The organism is Alloalcanivorax venustensis (genome assembly GCF_047495515.1).
GTDB lineage: Bacteria > Pseudomonadota > Gammaproteobacteria > Pseudomonadales > Alcanivoracaceae > Alloalcanivorax > Alloalcanivorax venustensis.
In genome coordinates this window covers 1,185,485-1,203,825 of the sequence record NZ_CP179934.1, presented here as the reverse complement: position 1 = coordinate 1,203,825, position 18,341 = coordinate 1,185,485, and the positions used below count along the sequence as shown (strand labels likewise).

At 56.1% G+C, this 18,341-nt stretch carries 17 protein-coding genes; 6 read left to right on the top strand and 11 right to left on the bottom strand.

Features of this window, described 5'->3' with window-relative positions; genetic code table 11:
- Nucleotides 1–6: 6 nt before the first annotated feature.
- From brxC to ACMG4O_RS05735, 4 genes are all read right to left on the bottom strand, one after another.
- On the bottom strand, nucleotides 7–3,585 hold the full coding sequence (brxC, locus tag ACMG4O_RS05750) for a BREX system P-loop protein BrxC (RefSeq protein WP_414434608.1): 3,579 nt from the start codon (nucleotides 3,583–3,585) through the stop codon (nucleotides 7–9).
- Between the two features lie 29 nt (nucleotides 3,586–3,614).
- Nucleotides 3,615–4,187, bottom strand: coding sequence for a DUF1788 domain-containing protein (locus tag ACMG4O_RS05745; protein ID WP_414434607.1), 573 nt, complete (start codon nucleotides 4,185–4,187; stop codon nucleotides 3,615–3,617).
- A gap of 13 nt (nucleotides 4,188–4,200) precedes the next feature.
- Entirely contained in the window at nucleotides 4,201–4,785 is a 585-nt protein-coding gene (locus tag ACMG4O_RS05740) for a DUF1819 family protein (protein WP_414434606.1), read from the bottom strand.
- 364 nt (nucleotides 4,786–5,149) lie between these two features.
- Nucleotides 5,150–5,962: a DUF6694 family lipoprotein gene (locus ACMG4O_RS05735; RefSeq protein WP_414434605.1), complete on the bottom strand. Its 813-nt coding sequence runs from the start codon at nucleotides 5,960–5,962 to the stop codon at nucleotides 5,150–5,152.
- A gap of 161 nt (nucleotides 5,963–6,123) precedes the next feature.
- Between ACMG4O_RS05735 and ACMG4O_RS05730 the strand changes: the two genes are divergently transcribed.
- The 5 genes from ACMG4O_RS05730 to ACMG4O_RS05710 all read left to right on the top strand — a co-directional run bounded on the left by ACMG4O_RS05730 (nucleotide 6,124) and on the right by ACMG4O_RS05710 (nucleotide 12,156).
- Nucleotides 6,124–7,014, top strand: a complete 891-nt coding sequence (locus tag ACMG4O_RS05730) for a helix-turn-helix transcriptional regulator (protein ID WP_414434604.1) — start codon at nucleotides 6,124–6,126, stop codon at nucleotides 7,012–7,014.
- A 198-nt stretch (nucleotides 7,015–7,212) separates the two neighbouring features.
- Nucleotides 7,213–7,758, top strand: coding sequence for a hypothetical protein (locus ACMG4O_RS05725; RefSeq protein ID WP_414434603.1), 546 nt, complete (start codon nucleotides 7,213–7,215; stop codon nucleotides 7,756–7,758).
- A gap of 555 nt (nucleotides 7,759–8,313) precedes the next feature.
- Nucleotides 8,314–8,520, top strand: a complete 207-nt coding sequence (locus ACMG4O_RS05720) for a hypothetical protein (RefSeq protein WP_138770596.1) — start codon at nucleotides 8,314–8,316, stop codon at nucleotides 8,518–8,520.
- Nucleotides 8,521–8,567: 47 nt separating this feature from the next.
- Nucleotides 8,568–11,438, top strand: a complete 2,871-nt coding sequence (locus tag ACMG4O_RS05715; protein ID WP_414434602.1) for an HsdM family class I SAM-dependent methyltransferase — start codon at nucleotides 8,568–8,570, stop codon at nucleotides 11,436–11,438.
- Nucleotide 11,439: 1 nt separating this feature from the next.
- Nucleotides 11,440–12,156 carry a hypothetical protein gene (locus ACMG4O_RS05710; protein ID WP_414434601.1) on the top strand — a complete coding sequence of 239 codons (717 nt, stop codon included), beginning with the start codon at nucleotides 11,440–11,442 and terminating at the stop codon, nucleotides 12,154–12,156.
- A 26-nt stretch (nucleotides 12,157–12,182) separates the two neighbouring features.
- Here the strand turns inward: ACMG4O_RS05710 and tnpC are convergent, their stop codons facing one another.
- The 6 genes from tnpC to ACMG4O_RS05680 all read right to left on the bottom strand — a co-directional run bounded on the left by tnpC (nucleotide 12,183) and on the right by ACMG4O_RS05680 (nucleotide 17,222).
- Nucleotides 12,183–13,748, bottom strand: a complete 1,566-nt coding sequence (tnpC, locus tag ACMG4O_RS05705) for an IS66 family transposase (protein WP_414434123.1) — start codon at nucleotides 13,746–13,748, stop codon at nucleotides 12,183–12,185.
- Nucleotides 13,749–13,823: 75 nt separating this feature from the next.
- Complete coding sequence (tnpB, locus tag ACMG4O_RS05700) at nucleotides 13,824–14,159, bottom strand: IS66 family insertion sequence element accessory protein TnpB (protein ID WP_414433628.1); 336 nt, start codon at nucleotides 14,157–14,159, stop codon at nucleotides 13,824–13,826.
- A complete protein-coding gene (tnpA, locus tag ACMG4O_RS05695; protein WP_414433629.1) occupies nucleotides 14,156–14,539 on the bottom strand; it encodes an IS66-like element accessory protein TnpA in 384 nt (127 codons plus the stop codon). Before tnpA ends, tnpB begins: the two co-directional genes overlap by 4 nt.
- Nucleotides 14,540–15,090: 551 nt before the next feature.
- A complete protein-coding gene (locus ACMG4O_RS05690) occupies nucleotides 15,091–15,366 on the bottom strand; it encodes a hypothetical protein (protein ID WP_414434600.1) in 276 nt (91 codons plus the stop codon).
- A 22-nt stretch (nucleotides 15,367–15,388) separates the two neighbouring features.
- On the bottom strand, nucleotides 15,389–16,102 hold the full coding sequence (locus ACMG4O_RS05685) for a hypothetical protein (RefSeq protein WP_414434599.1): 714 nt from the start codon (nucleotides 16,100–16,102) through the stop codon (nucleotides 15,389–15,391).
- Nucleotides 16,103–16,214: 112 nt separating this feature from the next.
- Entirely contained in the window at nucleotides 16,215–17,222 is a 1,008-nt protein-coding gene (locus ACMG4O_RS05680; RefSeq protein WP_414434598.1) for a helix-turn-helix transcriptional regulator, read from the bottom strand.
- A 267-nt stretch (nucleotides 17,223–17,489) separates the two neighbouring features.
- On the opposite strand from ACMG4O_RS05680, the gene ACMG4O_RS05675 reads away from it, so the two are divergent.
- Nucleotides 17,490–17,933 carry a hypothetical protein gene (locus ACMG4O_RS05675; RefSeq protein ID WP_414434597.1) on the top strand — a complete coding sequence of 148 codons (444 nt, stop codon included), beginning with the start codon at nucleotides 17,490–17,492 and terminating at the stop codon, nucleotides 17,931–17,933.
- 2 nt (nucleotides 17,934–17,935) lie between these two features.
- Here ACMG4O_RS05675 and ACMG4O_RS05670 read toward each other — a convergent pair whose 3' ends face one another.
- On the bottom strand, nucleotides 17,936–18,268 hold the full coding sequence (locus tag ACMG4O_RS05670; RefSeq protein ID WP_414434596.1) for a helix-turn-helix domain-containing protein: 333 nt from the start codon (nucleotides 18,266–18,268) through the stop codon (nucleotides 17,936–17,938).
- Between the last annotated feature and the right edge of the window lie 73 nt (nucleotides 18,269–18,341).

The following is an 18,341-nucleotide window of genomic DNA, read 5'->3' as shown; positions in this document are numbered from 1 at the left end:
TTTTCCTTACCGAATTTGCACGCGGCAGTTTTTGGCCAGTGCATCCATAATTTCTTTACGCAACTTTTCGAGATACTGCTCGGCGGTTTCAGCATCTTCGATATAGGTGCTGGCGAGCCTGCCGGCATGGACTGGTTTGACCGGTTTTACCGCTTGCACTGATTCGCTCGAGTACTCGCCTTTTTCTTCTGCCAGTTCTTTTGCTTTGGCTGAGATTTTAGCCAATTCGTCTACCGCATCGTCCGCTGCATCGGTGGACTGCGTTGATAGCTGATGCAGGTGCGCCAGACTGGTTTGCGTTTCTGTCCGTTGGCGCAGAGTTTGAAGCGGGAGCAAGCATTGGTTACGGGTATCCGGATCGGCCTTGGCAGCATCCAGATCGGCGGCAACCCGCTCGATCTGTTTATCAATATGGCCCAGCGCATGGGTGCGCACTCTGGCGATCTCCGCGCTGTTCACCTGGTCGATTTTGGTGACCAGGGCTTCAACCTCTTGCAGCAGACCAAAGGGCGATGGCGCCGTGCGGATGGCTTCCAGGCGTTGCAGCGCGGTTTTGGCGCCGTTGTCTTTTTCCAGCGCGGGGCGGTTGGGGTCAAACTCGCGCAGCGCCTTGATCAGCTTGTCCCAGACCGGCTTCTGGTTGGTGAAGAAGTGGCTAAGCTCTTGATGGTTATCGGCGGTATCCAACAGGTCATCTTTTTGGCCGGTGAACTGCTGTATGGCCGTAAAGCTGTCTGGTGCAGACAGTAGTTTGTCGCACAGGGCCTGGCCTTCATCCGCCAAGGACTTGCCGGGGTAGCCGGTGTTGCTGAGGGTGCTCCACTGCTTGAAGTCTTGCTGCCAGTTTTGCAGGTGGCTTTTAATGGCTGCATAGAGGCGGTCTTCATCTTCAGGCGGCAGTTTACCGAAGATGTCTCTGGTGAGGTTTCTGGCTTGCTGAAGCTCACCACTACCAACGGCTTTGCGGCGTTCGACCTCAATGGAACGCCAGCGCGACGGCGGGTTGAGCTGCTCGTAGATCTTCTCGATAGGCAACACGGTTTGTTTGAGCTTGAGGCTGAGTTCCCCAGCCCTGACCAGTCGGATAACCAGCAAAACGGTTTCCCATTCTGACCAGCCATAGGGGCGGCGCGCAAAGTGAGTGTTGGCCAGGTCGTACAGGATGACTTGACGGTGACTGGCACTGGCCAGCTCGATGTACTGCTGGACTTCTTTCAGGGCGCGGGGGTTGACGGTCTCGCCTTCGCCCAGATCCAGGGCCAGCGTTGACGGGTCATCCAGCAGAGCCTTGATTTCGGCCTGGGGATCGCCGGTGAGGTGCTCGATGTAGGCCAGTTTGCCAAAGCTGTTGCGCACCAGGTCATGCAGGGCTTCATTCACGATAGCCTGGGCGGTGGAGGCTTTGAGATCTGGCTGGTGGCCGGCGGCGAACGCCACGGCGTTCTGCAGGAGCTTTTCCAGGGTGATTTTGAGGCGATCACGACGCTGACGGTTTTCATCGGCGCGGTCTTGCAGAATGCGCCTGGCGGTAGACGGCAAACTGCCATCGGTGCGCTTCATCACGTATTTGTCGGTCTGGATGTACTGGCGCAGCTCGGTGGCCAGCTGGCTATCGTCTGGCAGGCGCAGGATGACCTGGCCGTCGCCGTCGGTGCTGCGCATGAGGGTTTTGTCGTCGCGCCATTCGTCCCGGTCGTCAATCAGCGGGGTGATGACCTGGAGGTTCAGGGCACCCTCATTGCGATTGCCATAGGGGTGTTGGTCACAGCTGAGGTTAAGGGCAAAGTCGTTGCCGTTGTCGGTAAAGCGGAATTTGCGCATACCACCGAGCAGGTCTTCAAAAATCAGCTCGCCGAGTTTCTTGGCTTCTTCTGCGGCGGTGAGATCTACCGCTTTGATCTCACGGCTGATATCGCGTTCTTCATTGGTGAGGAAGAAGAAGTTATCCCCGTTGCGGCTGACCAGAGTTTGGCCTTCCAGCCGCTGCAAGCTTTCCTCGATTTGGGTGCGCAAGCCCCGACGGTCGGCGTCGATCTGGTCGATAAACAGGGTAATGAGGTTATCGACATTGCCCGGAATCTCGTCCACATAGCGGATCAGGAACAGGGTTTGCAGCACGCTGACATCGAAGTCTTGCAGCGAGGGGTTCTTTGCCGCGTTTTCGATGGTAGATTTCACCACCCCTTCGAGGAAGCTCTCGATGGAGGGATAAAAGCGGTACAGCGGCACCAGTATGCCCGGCTCCTGCTCTACCACCGCTTTGGCAGCGGACTGGAAGGCATCCAGCAGGGAACGCTCACCCCGGGCCAGGTGCAAGCCGGTGGCGCCGGCCTTGCGGACGGATTCAAAGATGCTTTGCACCAAGGTGAATTGGTATGGCGCAAAGGGGTACACCTCCGCAAATTCGTCTTCATCGGCGTAGGCCTTGAAGGTGCGCCCGGCATTGGTAAAGCTGAGCTGATTTTTGAGGATGTCGGCTTCTTTTCGGAATAGCTCGCGCAGGATATCTGCGGCTTCCGGGCGCTTTTTAAGCAAGCGCTTTTGGATGACTTCATCCACATTAGCAGATGACAGCGACAGACGGGTGCGGAAACGCCCTTGGACTCTTGAAAAGTCGTTGGCACTGCTGGCTTTGAGTTGGCCAACGACTGCGTCTATATCTTCCTGAGAAGTGACAATGACCCAGGCTTGGCCATCGCAGATGGTGCCAAGGTTTTCCGTAATGGTTTGCAGGTTCAACATCAGTTGACTATTGCCGCCGATGAACTGGCCAATCTCGTCCACCAGAAACACAATACGGTGTTGTTTTCCACATTTGTCCAAGTAGTCTTTCACGCCTTTAGCAAAATTTTCCACGGACAGCCAGCTATCGAAGTCGCGCTCCAGGCGCTCCAGCCAGGCATCGGGATCTGATACCGCTTGCCCCATCGCGGCGCCATAGGCGGTGGCGATAGCATCAGAATAGAAGGTGTAACCGTCACGCTCATCCAGCCAGGGAGAGCCAGCCGCTTTTTCGAATTCGGCTTTGAAGGTGTCGAACGCCCCTTTTTCCTCCAGCTCCTGCTCCAGGCGAGCAACATGAGGGTGATCCGGGCTGAAACCGCGCATTTCGTTGAAGACTTTCAGGAAGACCTTGAGGATTGCATCACGAGAATTATCCGCATCGGCTTTGCTGTCGATATTGAACAGCAGCACATCGGTGTCGCCGGTAATGGCGCGGGCAATGTCACCCGCCAGCATGGGATCGGTAATTTTGTCTTCAAAGAAGTCTTGGGCTTTGCGGGTTTGCCCCTCCTGGCTGACCTGCCGATTGGCGAGCAGGTAGGAGAGGATTTTGATGAAATGGGATTTACCGCTGCCAAAGAAGCCGGAGACCCAGACCCCCACATCGCCACTGGCCTCAGCGGGGTTGTCCAGGGCAGAGAGATAGCGTTCAAAAAAACCGCGCAGGTGGCCATCCAGCTCTTTGGTGATTACGTATTCGTCGAGCTCCTGCCAGACGTTGACGTCGTCCTTCTGATCCGCCTTGATAACGCCGTTAATGCTGCGCTGGATGCTGCGCTCGAACATATCCCCTATCGACATGCTTTATCTCCCTATTTTATATTCTGTTGTCAGTCGACCAGCCGAAAAGCGCGGTAATACGGCGTGTCGCTCAGCTGACCGAACAGGCGTAGCGACTGACCGTCGTATTCGCCCGGAAAGAACAGCACCAGTGGCGTTAACCCGGTGTAAGGCTGCAAGACGTTGAGTAATTTGTGGGTACGGATGATGGGGTAAGCGCTGCCGACCCCATCGATCAGGTAGGCGTCGTACTCATCGGCCGGCCATTTTGCGGTAATGAAGCCTGCTACCTTTTCGGCCTTGAGCGGCCCCTTCAACTGTTTCAGCAACGCCTCGCCACCTTTCGCGGCTTGCAGCTTCACGGCCTTGTCGTAGAAATTGCGCTCTTCGAGCATGTCGACCAACACCTGGAACAAGTGAACGCGGGCAACCTTCAGCGCCGGCTTGGATTTAGCAAGTTGGGCGACCAGGAAGTCGACATGCTCGCGCACCTGCTCCTCACTTTCTGCCGGGTAGTCGAATGCATAAAACGGCACTTCGTTGCCCAGGCCCCGGTTTTCCCTGAATTTCTCTGAGGTCAGGGTGGGTAGTATTTTGTTGAGTCGTTCGTCTAGGCGATTCACGCCGGCCTCCCTTTCAATGCGCGCAATCCATGGCAGACAGGATGTCGTTATGGCCATGTGCGGCCAGGTAATTGCGGACTTCTGGCAGCACACGCACATGCTGCAAGGATTTCGCTTTGTTCTTCGCCAGATACCCGGCTTCGGTCAGCATGCGGTAGGCATTCTGCCTGAGCTTGGTTTGGGTGCCTTCAGAGACTTCAGCCAGATTGGCGTGGATGAGACTCATGTCTGCGAAGAAGCTTCGCCAGATACGGTCTTCCAGACCGGAGCTCATTCGACGGTACTCGTCACTTAACGCGGTACGCATGAACTCCGCCAGCAACGGCGAAAATTTCAGCGCACAGGCCAGGACGGCCTGGGTTGCCGCTGGACGCTCTGCATTGGCGACAATCTCCCAGAGATCCTCATCCATGGTTTCCAAGCGCATGCGGGCTATGTCGGCGTAGCTTTTGGCGGTATTAACCGTTTTCGCATGAAGGATATTCTCTGCCTCGACCGCCTGGCGCCACCGCTTAGCATCCGGTCGCTCCAGCAACAGGCGCGCAACAGCCTGGGTCTCAGGAACAATCAGCGATGCCTTGGTGAAATTGGCTAGCAATGGGGCTCCTTGTCTGGGTTGATGCAGCGACGACTGCTGAGGTTTAAGGCGGAGCTGGCGACACGTTCCCCAAACGCACGATTTTACTGCTATTTTAGCGTTGGGGTCCCGGATTGTAACCCGCACAGAGGGACATACGCAGGGGGCGCTACCGCGATCTTTATTCCACCATCGTTGCAACATCTATCCCCTCACCCCCTGAGGACCGGGCCAGAACCGCCGCATCACCCGCTACAATAACGTATCGTTGCGGCCTTCCTGATCTTCAGCCCACCTAATGATTTCTCCCTATGTTACCGATCAAAACTTTCCAAGTCCCTACCCCGCCCGAACCGGGCTGTCTGTGATTCAGCCGGAGGCCGACTCAATCAACACCATATTGCTTTTTCAGCTCAGCCAGTCTTTTCCGGTCTCTCTCGTTAAAGTCTCTGGTGGAATAAAGCGCCTCCCCATCGGGCCCGTCCAGCTGTTCCACTATCACGGTAAAGATGGCATCTGCAGGGGCATCCACCTTGCCCCAATCAGAAAATCGGTTCGGTGCCAGCGTCCAGGTGGCTTCCTCACCAGGTTCCAGGCCGCCGGAAATGCTGTAATTGAACTGGTCTTTATGCCAGGGTACGCTCCTATCAGGGCTGGCAATCGTGCCAGAGAAATAGGCACGGGAGATGGCCTGATCCGTGCCGTTTTTGACCGTTAGCTCAATGATCGGCTGCTCGCCAAGGTATTGCCTTTCCTGCATAGAGAAGCGGGAGCGAACCACCTGGAATTTGTTCAGCTGCTGTTTTGCCTGCTCAGCCCTTTCCCGCTTGGCAACGAGTTCGCGGATCTCAGCCAGCGCCTGCTCTTTCTCCCGAGCCTTGCGTTCGGCCTGGATTTTATCTGCCTGGGCCAGCACCTGCTCTGCCGTCTTGCCGTTCAGGGCTTCTCGCATTTTGCCTTCCATATCTCCCGCATCGGCGCCCCCATTGGCAAACAGGCTTTTCATGTCGATCTGACTAAAGGCGATCAACTGAACCGCCTGATCAAAGTCTGACCGCTTCACCTCAGGCAATGACTCCCGAACCTTGGCCACAGATTCTTTCATCTTGGCCTCACTGGAGGCATCAATGGTCGGATCAGAACAGCCTGTAACGGCCATGGCCGCCAGGACCAGCATCAATAGTGCATATACTTTCATTGTTTTCTCCTTCGCCCCTTTCCCTAAGTCAGATGCGGCATCCTGCCGCTTTTGCCTCATCCATGATGACACGCAAAGGCTATTTACTTATTATTGTCATGTCGATACTGAATACATGAACACGTCGCCTTTTGACGCATATCGCGTTTTGGAGCATATCCATGGCACGGACTGCGGGCAAAAACGCAGCGGACTGGCCGCTGCGCTGGGACCTGTTATTGCGCTACAGGCTGATTGAGGTGATCGCCCTCTGGGAAGGACGGCTGACCACCAATCACCTGATGCGGGCCTTTGGTATCGGCCGGCAGCAGGCCAGCAAGGACATCAATACCTATCTGGCCGACTATGGGCCGGGCAACCTGGTGTACGACCGCTTCCTCAAGGGCTACCGGCCCGCCAAGGGCTTCCGTCCGGTGTTCACCCGGGGCGTGGCGGACGAGTATCTGCAGATGATGCATACCCGGGAGGACCTGGCCTGCTCACTCGAATCGTTGACGGTACGGGAGTTCAATACCGAGGTGTTGTTGCCTCCGGCGCGGGATCTGCGTCCCGAGGTGTTGCGCCCGGTACTGCAGGCCTGTCGGGAAAAGAAGCGAGTGGAGATTGAGTACGCCTCGCTGGCGAACCCTGAGCCCGAGTTCCGGGTGATCCAGCCGCACACCGTGGTGCACACCGGCTTCCGCTGGCATGTGCGGGCCTGGTGCGAGAAGAACGGGGACTTCAGGGACTTCGTGCTCAGCCGCATCAGTGACCGTCCGGAGCTGGTTCTGCCGGCAGACCACGGCGTCGAGGACGATGCAGCCTGGTGTGCCCGGGTAGACGTGCGCCTGACGCCGGATCCGCGCCTCAACGACGCTCAGCGCGCGTTGATCGCCAGGGACTACGGCATGGCCCGCCAGCAACTGAAGATTGAGACTCGGGGCGCCCTGGTCAGTTATCTGTTGCAACAACTCCGCGTGGATCTGCCGGCGGAACAGCGTTCGCCGCAGGCGCAGCAGATCGTCGTTCAGAACCTGCAGGACATTCAACGCTGGGTCACCATGGCGGATTAATTCGCCCTTCTAAGTACTGCATAAACATGACCTTTCGGTCTGTTTATTTCTCAATCCCCATTAGATCATTTTCTAATCGTCTGATAGCTTTTCGCCACCATGGCCGGCCCGAGAGGCCACCTCTATCTCGATAGAGGCGATGCGCGGCAAATCCCCCATGAAAAAGAACAACATACCGATCCAACGGAAGTTAGAGCTATGGACAGGCTAGTTAAACGCCCTCCCCACATTCACCCGTTCTTATACCTTTATAGATTGCACAGCCCCGCACTCTGGTTCTGTGTCATCCCGCACCTGGACTCGGAAGGCAAGCGAAAGCTCAGAAGGAAAGATTTTAGAGACCGGAAGCATGGCGGGAAAGATCCAGCTTTTGCAGCCGCGAAAGCCTGGCGGGACGAGCAACTTACGCTTCCAGAAGTCAAAGCCGCCATGGGCGACCAGCGCCCTCTGAAGCTGTTCACCGAGAAAACGGAGGCCAATCCATTCGGTCTGGTCGGAATCCGGCCGGTACAAAGAGGCAAATCCCAAGACTGGAACATCACGGTGACCGCGCAGCAGGGCCGGAAGAAAAGTTTCTCCATGCGACGGTACGGAATATGGGGGGCGTACGAGCGCGCTATCCATCAGAGATGCGACTGGATAGGCGTCGACTACCCGAATCTTGACGACCTGAAAATTCGCTTCAATCGTTGGCTTGAAGACAACCAACGCCTACTAGATTTGTATGGCTTAGAAGCAGATTAGAAACCAACACCCACCTCGTTAAAAGGCGTTTCGGGATCACTTGCTGATAGAAAAAATGGCTGATAGCGGCGCCATAGAAGGCGCTCAGCGGTTCCCCGGGGCGACTTACTGCCACTAAACGTATAACAACCGGCATCGTAGGAGAGGTGCCGCCCGCGCCCCGTGCTCGCCCTCCCCGGCCACCACCGTAACCACTTCTTCCTCTAGCTTGACGGCCAGCAACCGGCTCAATGTGCCAGTCACACGCAAGCAGAGTTCGCAGGCTCGGCAAATGCGTCACGGATGGCAGCCCAAGAGAGGCGAGACGCAGTCGGGCGCGGGCTGTGATCCGGGATGCACACTCCACCAATAACGAGCGGAGCCATTGTTGGTTCGGTCGATTGCAATGGCGGCATGCCTTTTAAAGGTAAGGGTGTAACACTTCGCGGCAAAGGTGGACGGGCCACCATACCTTCTGCCTTTCTGGTTTTCTGTCTTTCTTGAAAGCCAGAAATATGGCAGAATCGCCCTGCCTTTCTTTTGCATGAGGGCCAGGCACTGAGTGGAGATCGCCCAATGACTAGCAGCAAGACATCCGCACAGAGCGGTGAATCTGTAGCAGAAGCTGAGAAAGGAGCATCGCTCAATTTCAAAGTCAGCCCAGAATTCAAGAAACAGTTCAAAGGATTTGCGGTCGCTCAAGGGATTAGCATGACAGATCTTCTTAAAGAAGGTTTTTTTCTGTCACAAAAAAAACAGAACAATGGCCAGGCTAATGAATAAGGCCCTGTCTGCAAAAATCAGGCGATCTCAGTTCAACGGTGCCCAAAATGACACTTGACGAACCCTGCGCCTCACAAGCGTCAGTCGATTGGTTGCTCCCGGCTCGTGATGGCCGGCGCGTATCCCATATTGACGGACTGGTCACCGTCAGCAATTACGATTACAGAGGAAGGCCTCCGGAAGAAGTTTCTATTATGGAAAAGGCGCGCTCCTATGGCGCGCGTGCAGTTTTTTTTGAGGCTTCCCGCCATGGTAGGGCGCCTGTTGCCCAAGCTTTTATATTCGACTCTGGTGATGACCCAGATGATCCCCGCTTTGCCGAACTGCATAAACGCCTATGGAGCTGGGGTGCCATCCCTCTCGTTTACCGAGTACTACCTGGCTCTGTTCAACTCTTTCGTTGCGCCCACGCACCGGATTTCGTTGGCAAAGATGGTACTCAGATTTGCGAGCCGGTGCGCACCCTTGCCATAGGTGCACAGATAGCCGCTGAGGACGCATGGTGGGACGCCAACAGAATACGAAACGGAACAATCTGGGATGACCCAGAAGTCTGTAAGCTCATGCTTTCCGCACAGAAGGCCGCGCATCGTACCCTGGTTGAGGCTGTCAGAGCATTAGCAGCAAGTCTATCGGAAAGGAAGCTACTTGCACCTCAGCTAAGCCGAAAGCTTCTTATTCTCTCGTTGCTCATTGCCTACCTTGAAGAGCGCTCAGTTCTTCTGCCTTCTGACTTTGAAAAGGTACGTCGAGGAACTAAACGCTTTTTTGAGGTCCTAGGTGATGGCCAAGCGCTGTCCAGACTTCTTATAGCGCTGGAAGAACGGTTTAATGGCCATGTATTTCGCCTCACAAAAGAAGAACACTTGTCACTGGTAAACAATACTGAGCTTGTAAACTACGCCCGGCTGGTCGAGGGATATGAAGACGGAAATGGCCAGATGAGTCTTTGGCGTCTGTATTCATTTCGTGATCTGCCCATAGAGCTGATCAGCAATATCTACCAACTGTTCGTAAAAGACGCATCAAGTTCTATCTATACACCACCGGCCTTAGTTCGGCTTATGCTGGAAGAAACGTTGAGTTGGGATAAGCTTGACGAGCTAACAGCTGGAGAAGGTGTGATCCTCGATCCAGCGTGCGGGTCTGGCGTCTTTCTTGTCGAGGCCTACAAGCGACTAGTTCTGCACTGGCGTTGGCGCAACGACTGGGTTCGTCCAAGCATAAATGACTTGCGCTCACTGTTGGAGCGAGTTCATGGCATTGATGTTGAAGACGGCGCCATTGAGCTTGCTGCGTTTAGCCTCTGCCTCAGCCTTTGTGACGCGCTACAGCCGGAAGAAATTCGCTCCAGCGTTAAACTATTCCCGCCGCTCGCCGACGTCACTCTTCACCACAGTTGTTTTTTCGATGCGAAGCAAATGGAGTTGGTAAAATCACCAATTTCAGTCATTGTTGGAAACCCACCGTTTGCGTCGTCTCTCACAACAGAGGGTGCTCGACGTTGCTACGATTCTTATAAGAAAAAACATGATTCTCTCGCGGACAAGCAATTGGCATACCTCTTTCTCCATGAAGCAATGGAGATGTTGGAAGAAAATGGCGTGCTGGCAATGGTCGAACCAGCAGGCTTTCTCTACAACCAGCATTCGCTCTCGTTCCGCCGATCTTTTTTAAGTCGCTGGAAGACCCGTGAGATTTTAGACTTTGTATCAGTTCGGGGACTTTTCAAAAAAGGGGGTGCAGACCCCAAGATCATTATTGTCATTGCCGAGGCAACAAGTTCTAAGCCAGACGGCCGCGTTCTACATGCGGTCTTTCGACGAAATGGACGTGCCACCGCTGAGCAGGGCTTCGATATAGACTATTACGATCTGCACTGGCTACGCAACGCAGATGCAACCTGCTCGCAGGATATTTGGCGAGCGAACCTACTAGGAGGTAATCGCGTCCATGAAATGATTACCCGTTTGCGCGGCTATAAAACGCTAAAAGAGTTTGCCACCGAGAGAGGCTGGGATTTTGGCGAAGGATATTTTGGTGGGCAAAAAAACAGTTCCGACAATACTCAGCATTTGATTGGTAAGCCGTTGCTGCCCACTCCAGCGCTGGGGGCTAAAGGCATTGATCGCTCCCTTATAATCGACGTTCCAGACGATCCAGTCAAAGACCCTAAGTCAGCCAATCGCTTTGTCGCTCCTCTTCTTCTCATTAAGGAGCACGAAGATCTTTATTTTGATGTATGGAAAGACGGTTATTTGACTTACAAGAACGAAATCGTTGGCTTTTCCGCCCCTGACGACCCCGAGGAGCTTTCGCAGATCGCCGACTGGCTTAAAAAGGAGTCAGTTGCATTACGCGCCTATGTTGCCGGAATAAGTTCTCGCCTCTTTACGCAACGAGCCACCTCTATATTTAATGCTGATATTTTTTCCATCCCCTATCCAGAAGAAAGGGATCTAGACTTAAGTGCCAATGAGAAAATTATTGCGGAAGATATCGTATCGTTCCAGCGTGATTTCATCAGACTCGGCACCAGCTCTCCTGCGATGCAGAAAGTTTCGACAGACGCCCTTGAAGCGTTTGATCGCGTTCTTGTTTCGCAAATCAATGGAGTCTATGGAGAAGGCCAACTTCAGGCACTTCCTTCAGAGCAATGGCCAGGCGCCATTTGCAAAGCATACGCATTTGGTGATGGAACGGTGGATTGGTCAGGCGCCGGCGAGCTGCGTGATCGCCTGGATGCTCTTCTTTATCAGCGACGAGGATCCAGCCTCACCGTTACGCGCATTACTCGATTATACGACAAGAACTTTCTGTTTCTTCTAAAGCCAGATCGTCATCGCTTCTGGATGCGTTCAATTGCGCTTCGTGACGCCGATGACGTTCTCGCAGACCTTCGTGAACAGGGGTTTTGACTTGCTTGCGGATGAAGCTGAAATTCAACCATATTCAGGGGTTCTCGATCCCGAAGTCCATCTTAAAGGTGAATGGTTCGACTCTTTGATCGAGTTTATTGGAGCTGAGTTGCCTGCTTGGCGTGATGATCCCATGAGACCAAGTCATAGCAACGAGAATGGTCTGACCTCGCAGCTTTGCTCGCACCTTGCAAGTGTGAGTCGACACACTCCCGGCTGGGATTTTCTTCAGTTCAAACGAGAAGAACCCGATGAAGTCGGCGCCGGTCGCGAAATAGACCTTGCCGTGGCACCAAGCGGGGCTGTGATTTGGATCGAAGGGCGACAGTACACGAAATATCAAACACTCTTACCGATCGAATGCAAACGATTGCCAACTCCTCCTGGAAGCAAACGTGATCGAAGAGAATATATTTACAGTAGCTTTAGCAGCACTGGAGGCATCCATCGATTTAAAGTTGGCCACCATGCCCCAGCGCATGTTAGAGCCGTGATGGTTGCATATATACAGGAAAAAGATATCCGGACTTGGGCTAAGCAACTTGATCGATGGATTGACGAATTAGAAATGTCCTTGGAAGGTGACTGGTCACTCGAAGATAAGCTCATTATGACTAGTCAAGACTCTGTATCTAAAACAGCTTTATTTCGGTCTACTCATATGCGTGGACTAGGGTTGAAGGAAATTAGAATTGACCATCTTTGGATAGAGATGTGAGTTTTTCAAACGTAAGCGTCCGGCCATCACACCTTGTCAGTGATGGTCGGTTTCCAGTTGTGCGGCAGGAGTTCGCCGATGGCGCTGTTCTTCTGCGTCGGCAGGCGAGCCAGCACATCCTTCAGATAGACGTAGGGATCGTGACCGTTCAGCTTCGCCGATTGGATCAGACTCATCACGGCGGCGGCACGCTGGCCGCTGCGCAGTGAGCCCGCGAACAGCCAGTTGTTGCGTCCCAGCGCCCAGGGCCGGATCTGATTTTCCACCCGGTTGTTGTCGATCGGCACCGCGCCGTCGTCCAGGTAGCGCGTCAGCGCCGCCCAGCGTTTCAGGCTGTAGCCCAACGCTTTCGCCGTGCCCGACCCGTCCGGGACTTTCTGCCGCTGCGCGATCATCCATCGGTGCAGTGCGTCAGCGATGGGCCGGGCTTGTTCGTGTCTTAACCGCTGTCGGTCTTGATCGGACAGGTCCTTGAGGTCCCGCTCGATGCCGTACAGCGCGCCGATGGACTCCAACGCCTGGGCGGCCAGTTCACTCTTATTGGCCACGTGCAGGTCGTGGAACTTGCGACGGGCATGCGCCAGGCAGCCGATCTCGGTAATGCCCTCGCCGAAGCCCGCCTTGTAGCCGGCGTAGTCGTCACAGACCAGCTTGCCCCGCCAGTCGCCCAGGAAGGCGCGGGCGTGTTCGCCCGCCCGACCCGGGGCGAAGTCGTAGACCGTGGCCTTCAGGTCGGCGAACGGCGTACTGCAGTAAGCCCACACATAGGCCCGGTGGGTTTTCTTCTTGCCGGGGGCCAGCATGGCCACCGGGGTCTCGTCGGCGTGCAGCACCGGCTGGGCCAGCAGTGTGGCGCGCAGGGCATCCACCAGAGGCTGCAACCGTACACCGCAGGTGCCCACCCACTCGGCCAGGGTGGAGCGTGGGATCGTCAGCCCCGCCCGGCCGAAGATGCGTTCCTGGCGGTACAGGGGCAGATGGTCGGCGTACTTGGCCACCAGCACCTGGGCCAACAGCCCGGCAGTGGGGATGCCTTTGTCGATCACTTGTGCCGGCACCGGCGCCTGGATCAGCGTCTCGCACTGCTCGCAGGCCCACTTGCCACGGATGTGGCGCTCCACCGTGAACTCGCCGGGCACATAGTCCAGCTTCTCGCTGACGTCCTCGCCGATGCGTTTGAGCGCACAGCCACAACGGCATTGCGTGTTCTCGGGTTCGTGGTGGATCAGGGTGCGGGGCAGTTGTGGCGGCAGTGGCGCGCGCTTGGGCTGTTGCTTGGGTGCAGCGGTGGGCGCCTCGGCGGGCAGGCGCTCGCTCAGCTCCGTTTCCATGGCAGCCAGGTCGGCGTCGATCAGTTCTTCCAGCAGTTGCCCTTGCACGCCTTTGAACTGCTCGCTGCGGCGGGCGAACTTGTGGCGCTTGAGCAGCGCCAACTCGTGGTTTTGTTTCTCGATCACCGCGTCGCGGTGGCGGATGGCGGTATCTTGCTGGGTGAGGGCCCGGTCCTTACTCTCCAAGTGATCGAACAGTTCCGTGGCCAGAGCACGGAGTTGATCGGCGGAGAAGGCATTGAGGTCGGGGCGCGAAGTCATGGCGAACAGTATGCCAAGCCCGCGCCCGATCGGCGATTGGATGTTGGGCGTATAGCCAACAGGAACGGGGTGTGGTTACAGCACCGAGATCACGGCGTCGTTGCCCAGGCGCTGCCAGGGCAGGCCCTGCACCAGGGCGTCGAGCTGCTCGTCGGTCAGGCGTAACTGGTCACCGCGCCAAGCGTCCCCCCAGTGGAACTTGCCCCGATGGAGCCGGCGGGCGCACAGCCAGATGCCGAAGCCATCGTGGATCAGCACCTTCATGCGGTTGCCCCGGCGGTTGGCGAACAGGTAAGCCTGGTGCGGCTTCGCCGCACCGAACACCTGGATCACCCGGGCGAGGGCCTTGTCCGGCCCGGCGCGCATGTCCAGCGGCTCGGTGGCCAGCCAGATCTCGTCGATGCGGATCATCGCAGCAACTCGCGCAACAGGGCCAGGCACTGATGGGCCTGTTCGGCGGGCCACTCCACCACAACAGGCCCACCCGCGCGAGGCACTTCGATACGGATGCGGCTATCCTGACCGTTGGTTCGGGAGCGCTCGCCCGGACTCGACGCGGCCGGCAGGGACAAAGGCATAAACCCAGGTGACGCTGTTGCCTGGTCGGCTTGCTCGGCTTCACGGATCCAGCGGCGGAGCAGGTTAGCATTGAGTTGGTTGTCCAGGGCGATGCGGGAAACGGACACGCCGGGCTCCTGACAGGCGGCCACGATATGGGTCTTGAACTCACGGGAGAAGTGGCGGCGACGTCGGGGCTGAGGTTGGGGCTGAGGTACGCTTAAAGGGTCCATGGTAAGTGTCCACTAGGAATTAAGTGGACACTATCGTGAAGACCGCCATCATCGACTCAAGATGGGTTTGCCGGACGCTTACTTTCAAACTGGATAATTGGTAAATAGTGCCCGTCTAAGGATCATCTTTCACTCACTCCATACCATATACCGCCCACTCGGAGTTCTTCCGGTACTGGACCTTCAGAATTTCGCAACCGGAAGGTGTGACTCTCGCAACGGTATCCGGGGCGAAGAGGCCACGGAGCTCGACGGGCTGCGTCTGGATTTCACCGCGCCGATTTCAGACTTAGTGGGCTTAATCTTGGCGATAGCTGGACTGGCTCCTTGGAAAGCCCCGTTTCTAGGAGCAGGTTAGGAGCTTAGTGGGGCCCTGGCCAAGTTTCGGGAAGCAGTGGTGTAGGTAATTTTGCCGAAGTTATTGATAACCTTTCTATAGCAAGCTTAGCCGTAGTCCAGCGAAGTGCGGCGCTGGAGTCATGGTGAAGGAAAAAAGGATGGACACAAAACGCGCCCACCTGTTTAAAGGTGAACATCTAAGCAAAATCTACTCAGATCGCTGGAAATCTCACTCCGTTAACACGCAAAGGCCTCAACGCACCGGGTGCATAAGCTGGACTACCGTCCGCCTGCGCCATGCGGATGGTGCCTTTGTCATGCAAAAGCCCGGCTTCCAGCATCTCTATCAGCTCGTTTTCTGTCACCTTTACCGTGTCGCGGGTGGTCGGTCCGGCATAGATCACATAGCGCCCGTCTCGAAGTGAAACGGGGTGGCACTTCTTGCCTGAACAGTTTGCACCCTCGACGGATCGCAGCAACTTCTTCAATACTAACCCCTTTAAGACCTGATCATGGTTTTTTGGACGAGTGGGTAGACGTAAAACGTTTCTGCTTTAGCAGGTAGGTCAACGCATCCCTTGGTGATGCCACCGAGCGATTCATGCTTCTTGAACGGCTACCAACGCGCCCCCGATAACTTGTGCGACGGAGCGTCAACTCTTCTCCACGGGAAGGAGAAGCGGCGTTTCTCACGGTGATTTCACTAAGCCCCGCCAACAGCGCCACCTCCCGGATCGAAAGATCCTCTTCCGGTAGGCCGAGCACTGATAGCGAGTTCATCTCATCCAAATCCAGGTTGAATCCAGGCAGTGGAAAGATGGCCCCTCGCTGATGGTCTGGCAGTTCCAGCGGATTGCCGGCGAGCCAGCAATCCAGCTTGGCCCGAGCGTAAAGGCCGCAGATGGTCTGCAGAAGGAGGGACTGGTGCTCACCAGGTCCGCCGCTGAGCTCGATCAGGGGCTCGAGGACACCGACAAACTTGAGCGCATCGCTCAGCCAGTCATCCATGTGCCACCCAGGGAAAAGCGAAGGTGTGTCATCACCTTGAGGCGGGAGCTCGCCGCCGAAGGCGTACGAGTGAGCAGCCAGAAGTTGATCTCTCGACGGCACGCTTTTAGTGAAGTAGCCGGCCTCCTCCATGTGTTGAAAGCCCGCATCAACCGCGTTTACCAGGTCTTCCGCCGTAAAGATGCCATCGACCTTGAACAACAATTCGTCAAACATTGGAATGCTTCCCGAGCAGTTAAGATACATTTACAATATATCTATATTTAATACATTACAAACATATCTTTTCGTCCGGGAAGTCCTCGCGTCGGCTGCTCCGCTCGGACGGCTACTTTTTATACAGCTTCCGCGCGCGCAGAACCTCGTCAGCGACTTCTTCCCGAAGGCCCTGCGGCTCGACCACTTCTACGCTGGCGCCAAAGCCCAGGATCCACCACACCAGCTCCTGCGTGTGTTCAAGGTGCGCCTTAAGAAGAGTGCCGTCGTCGAGCTTCTGCAAGCTTTGGCTGGCATTAATCGGTGTCTCGTAGAGGTGATCGCCGGCCCGACCCTTGAAGTTCAGTACGACTTCAATGGTCTCCCCGTACGGCAGATTCATCTGGCTATCCCGGAGATAACGATCCAGATCGAAATCCGCAGCTCTGTCGACCTCATCGTCGAGCACCCTGACTTTCCGGAGCCGTTGCAGCGCCAGGTGCCGGTAGTCCTCGTACTGCCAGAATCTCACCACCAGATAGCGTACCGCGCCGCGATCGACCAGCGCGTATGGGTGGACGCGTTGGGGCTCGGAGTTGTCCTTGTACCAAATGTCCATCTGCCGGTTCCGGTGGAGGGCGTCATAGACCTGATCCGCGATACCCGGCGCCACCCTGGCCGGCTGCAACGCAAAGCCACGGGGCACATAGGCCACTTTGTCCGACCAGTACCGTTTGCCAATGGGCCGGTGCTTCTCGAACCAGCTTCTGGCTTCGCGAAAGACCGGATCGAGCTTATCCAGCGCGTCCTTCGCCATTAGGGGCTTCAGATAGCGGTGCACCAGGTCCCAGGTGGCCGCCATCTGTGCGTCCATGCCGGGGATAGAGAGGTTGCGTTCGCTGTGGATTGACCAGCCATAGGGCTGCGAAGCGTCATCACACCGCAGCATGGCCCCGAACTCGTGGGACGCGCTCAGTTCTTCGAGGTAACGCTCCACCGAGCGCTTGCTGATTTCGTGGCCATCGTTCGCCAGTTTTGCTTGAAGCTCCGCGCTGGTGGCCTTCCTCGGTGCTCGGGGCAGCGCATGCAGCAAAGCCAGCATCCGGAAGGTTTTATTACTGATAGAGGCGCTAGCCGACATACAACAAATCCCCAGAATTCCCATGTTTTTAGTATCTCGACCGCTGCGACAGATACTGTCGCCCCGCTATCCATACTCGGGGTATCGCGGTCGAACGATGCCGCCCCGCCAACAACGATCAGCGGACGGCAATTACACCAAAACGTAATGAACAGTAGAAGGCAAAGAGCGATGCTTTATGAAACTAAGCCTAGATCACACCCCCACTGCGGCGAACCCAATTGGCCCGCGCCCCCTGCGAAACGGATAACCAGCGTTAGGAAAGCAATGACAAAGGAATTGAATCGACCCCATACCACGGAACAGGCCGGCGATACCGTGGATTTGCAGGAGGAGCACGTACCGCGCCCACTGGCGGCGGTCTGGGGTGCTTTCCTCTACGAGGGGCTCATGGTCTCCTCGCGCAATCCAGAGCGACGTGAGCATGTGCTTCTACGCTGGAAGGAGAGCCGAGCTGAGCTCGTTACCCAAAGTTGCGGTTATTTGGATCGGCTTTGGTTGCTCAGTCGCGATCGCTTGCGGGACGTGGCTTGGCCGGACCGGCCTTTCGAAGAGGAAGTGGTGACACAGTTTGGCGAACTGCTGGGTTACCACTTAATTCTTAACAACGGTGAGCTGCCGGACGAGAGAGAGGCCGATGCGGTGATCCGCTATTTGGTGGATCGCTTTTTCGAGGCGCGGGCTGAACCTGGCGATGGAGCTGATAAGTGATGTCAGCCCTTCCCAAGCAGCTCGAGCCAAGCCTTGCGTCGCTTAGCGGGAAGTTTGCGATAGGCCTTTAGCAGATCGGTTTCACCTTCGTTGCGGGCGACCAACGGCTGATCGGCCGGCAAATCTCGATCGGCGTCCAGGCCGCAGATCAAATCGTCCAAAGAGACATCAAGAACAACCCTGAGCTTCGGCAGCAACCGAAAGCCAGGCTTCTCGCGGCCGTTCTCCCATGCGGAGACGGACGCTTTAGTGACATTAAGTTCCTCGGCCAGCGTTTCCTGGGTCAAACCCAACCGCTGTCGAGCGGACTTGAGACGTTCCTGGAAACCTGACATGAGCGGGGCCTCGGTATCGATCAGCCCTCACAACGTACGGCACGCCCGAACCTCTGTCGTACAGCTTATCTTG

Excerpts from the sequence above, each read along its gene's own strand:
- brxC (WP_414434608.1), bottom strand. The coding sequence starts at position 3,585 with ATGTCGATAGGGGATATGTTCGAGCGCAGCATCCAGCGCAGCATTAAC.
- ACMG4O_RS05735 (WP_414434605.1), bottom strand. The coding sequence starts at position 5,962 with ATGAAAGTATATGCACTATTGATGCTGGTCCTGGCGGCCATGGCCGTT.
- ACMG4O_RS05730 (WP_414434604.1), top strand. The coding sequence starts at position 6,124 with ATGGCACGGACTGCGGGCAAAAACGCAGCGGACTGGCCGCTGCGCTGG.
- ACMG4O_RS05725 (WP_414434603.1), top strand. The coding sequence starts at position 7,213 with ATGGACAGGCTAGTTAAACGCCCTCCCCACATTCACCCGTTCTTATAC.
- ACMG4O_RS05720 (WP_138770596.1), top strand. The coding sequence starts at position 8,314 with ATGACTAGCAGCAAGACATCCGCACAGAGCGGTGAATCTGTAGCAGAA.
- ACMG4O_RS05715 (WP_414434602.1), top strand. The coding sequence starts at position 8,568 with ATGACACTTGACGAACCCTGCGCCTCACAAGCGTCAGTCGATTGGTTG.
- tnpC (WP_414434123.1), bottom strand. The coding sequence starts at position 13,748 with ATGACTTCGCGCCCCGACCTCAATGCCTTCTCCGCCGATCAACTCCGT.
- tnpB (WP_414433628.1), bottom strand. The coding sequence starts at position 14,159 with ATGATCCGCATCGACGAGATCTGGCTGGCCACCGAGCCGCTGGACATG.
- tnpA (WP_414433629.1), bottom strand. The coding sequence starts at position 14,539 with ATGGACCCTTTAAGCGTACCTCAGCCCCAACCTCAGCCCCGACGTCGC.
- ACMG4O_RS05685 (WP_414434599.1), bottom strand. The coding sequence starts at position 16,102 with ATGTTTGACGAATTGTTGTTCAAGGTCGATGGCATCTTTACGGCGGAA.
- ACMG4O_RS05680 (WP_414434598.1), bottom strand. The coding sequence starts at position 17,222 with ATGTCGGCTAGCGCCTCTATCAGTAATAAAACCTTCCGGATGCTGGCT.
- ACMG4O_RS05675 (WP_414434597.1), top strand. The coding sequence starts at position 17,490 with ATGACAAAGGAATTGAATCGACCCCATACCACGGAACAGGCCGGCGAT.
- ACMG4O_RS05670 (WP_414434596.1), bottom strand. The coding sequence starts at position 18,268 with ATGTCAGGTTTCCAGGAACGTCTCAAGTCCGCTCGACAGCGGTTGGGT.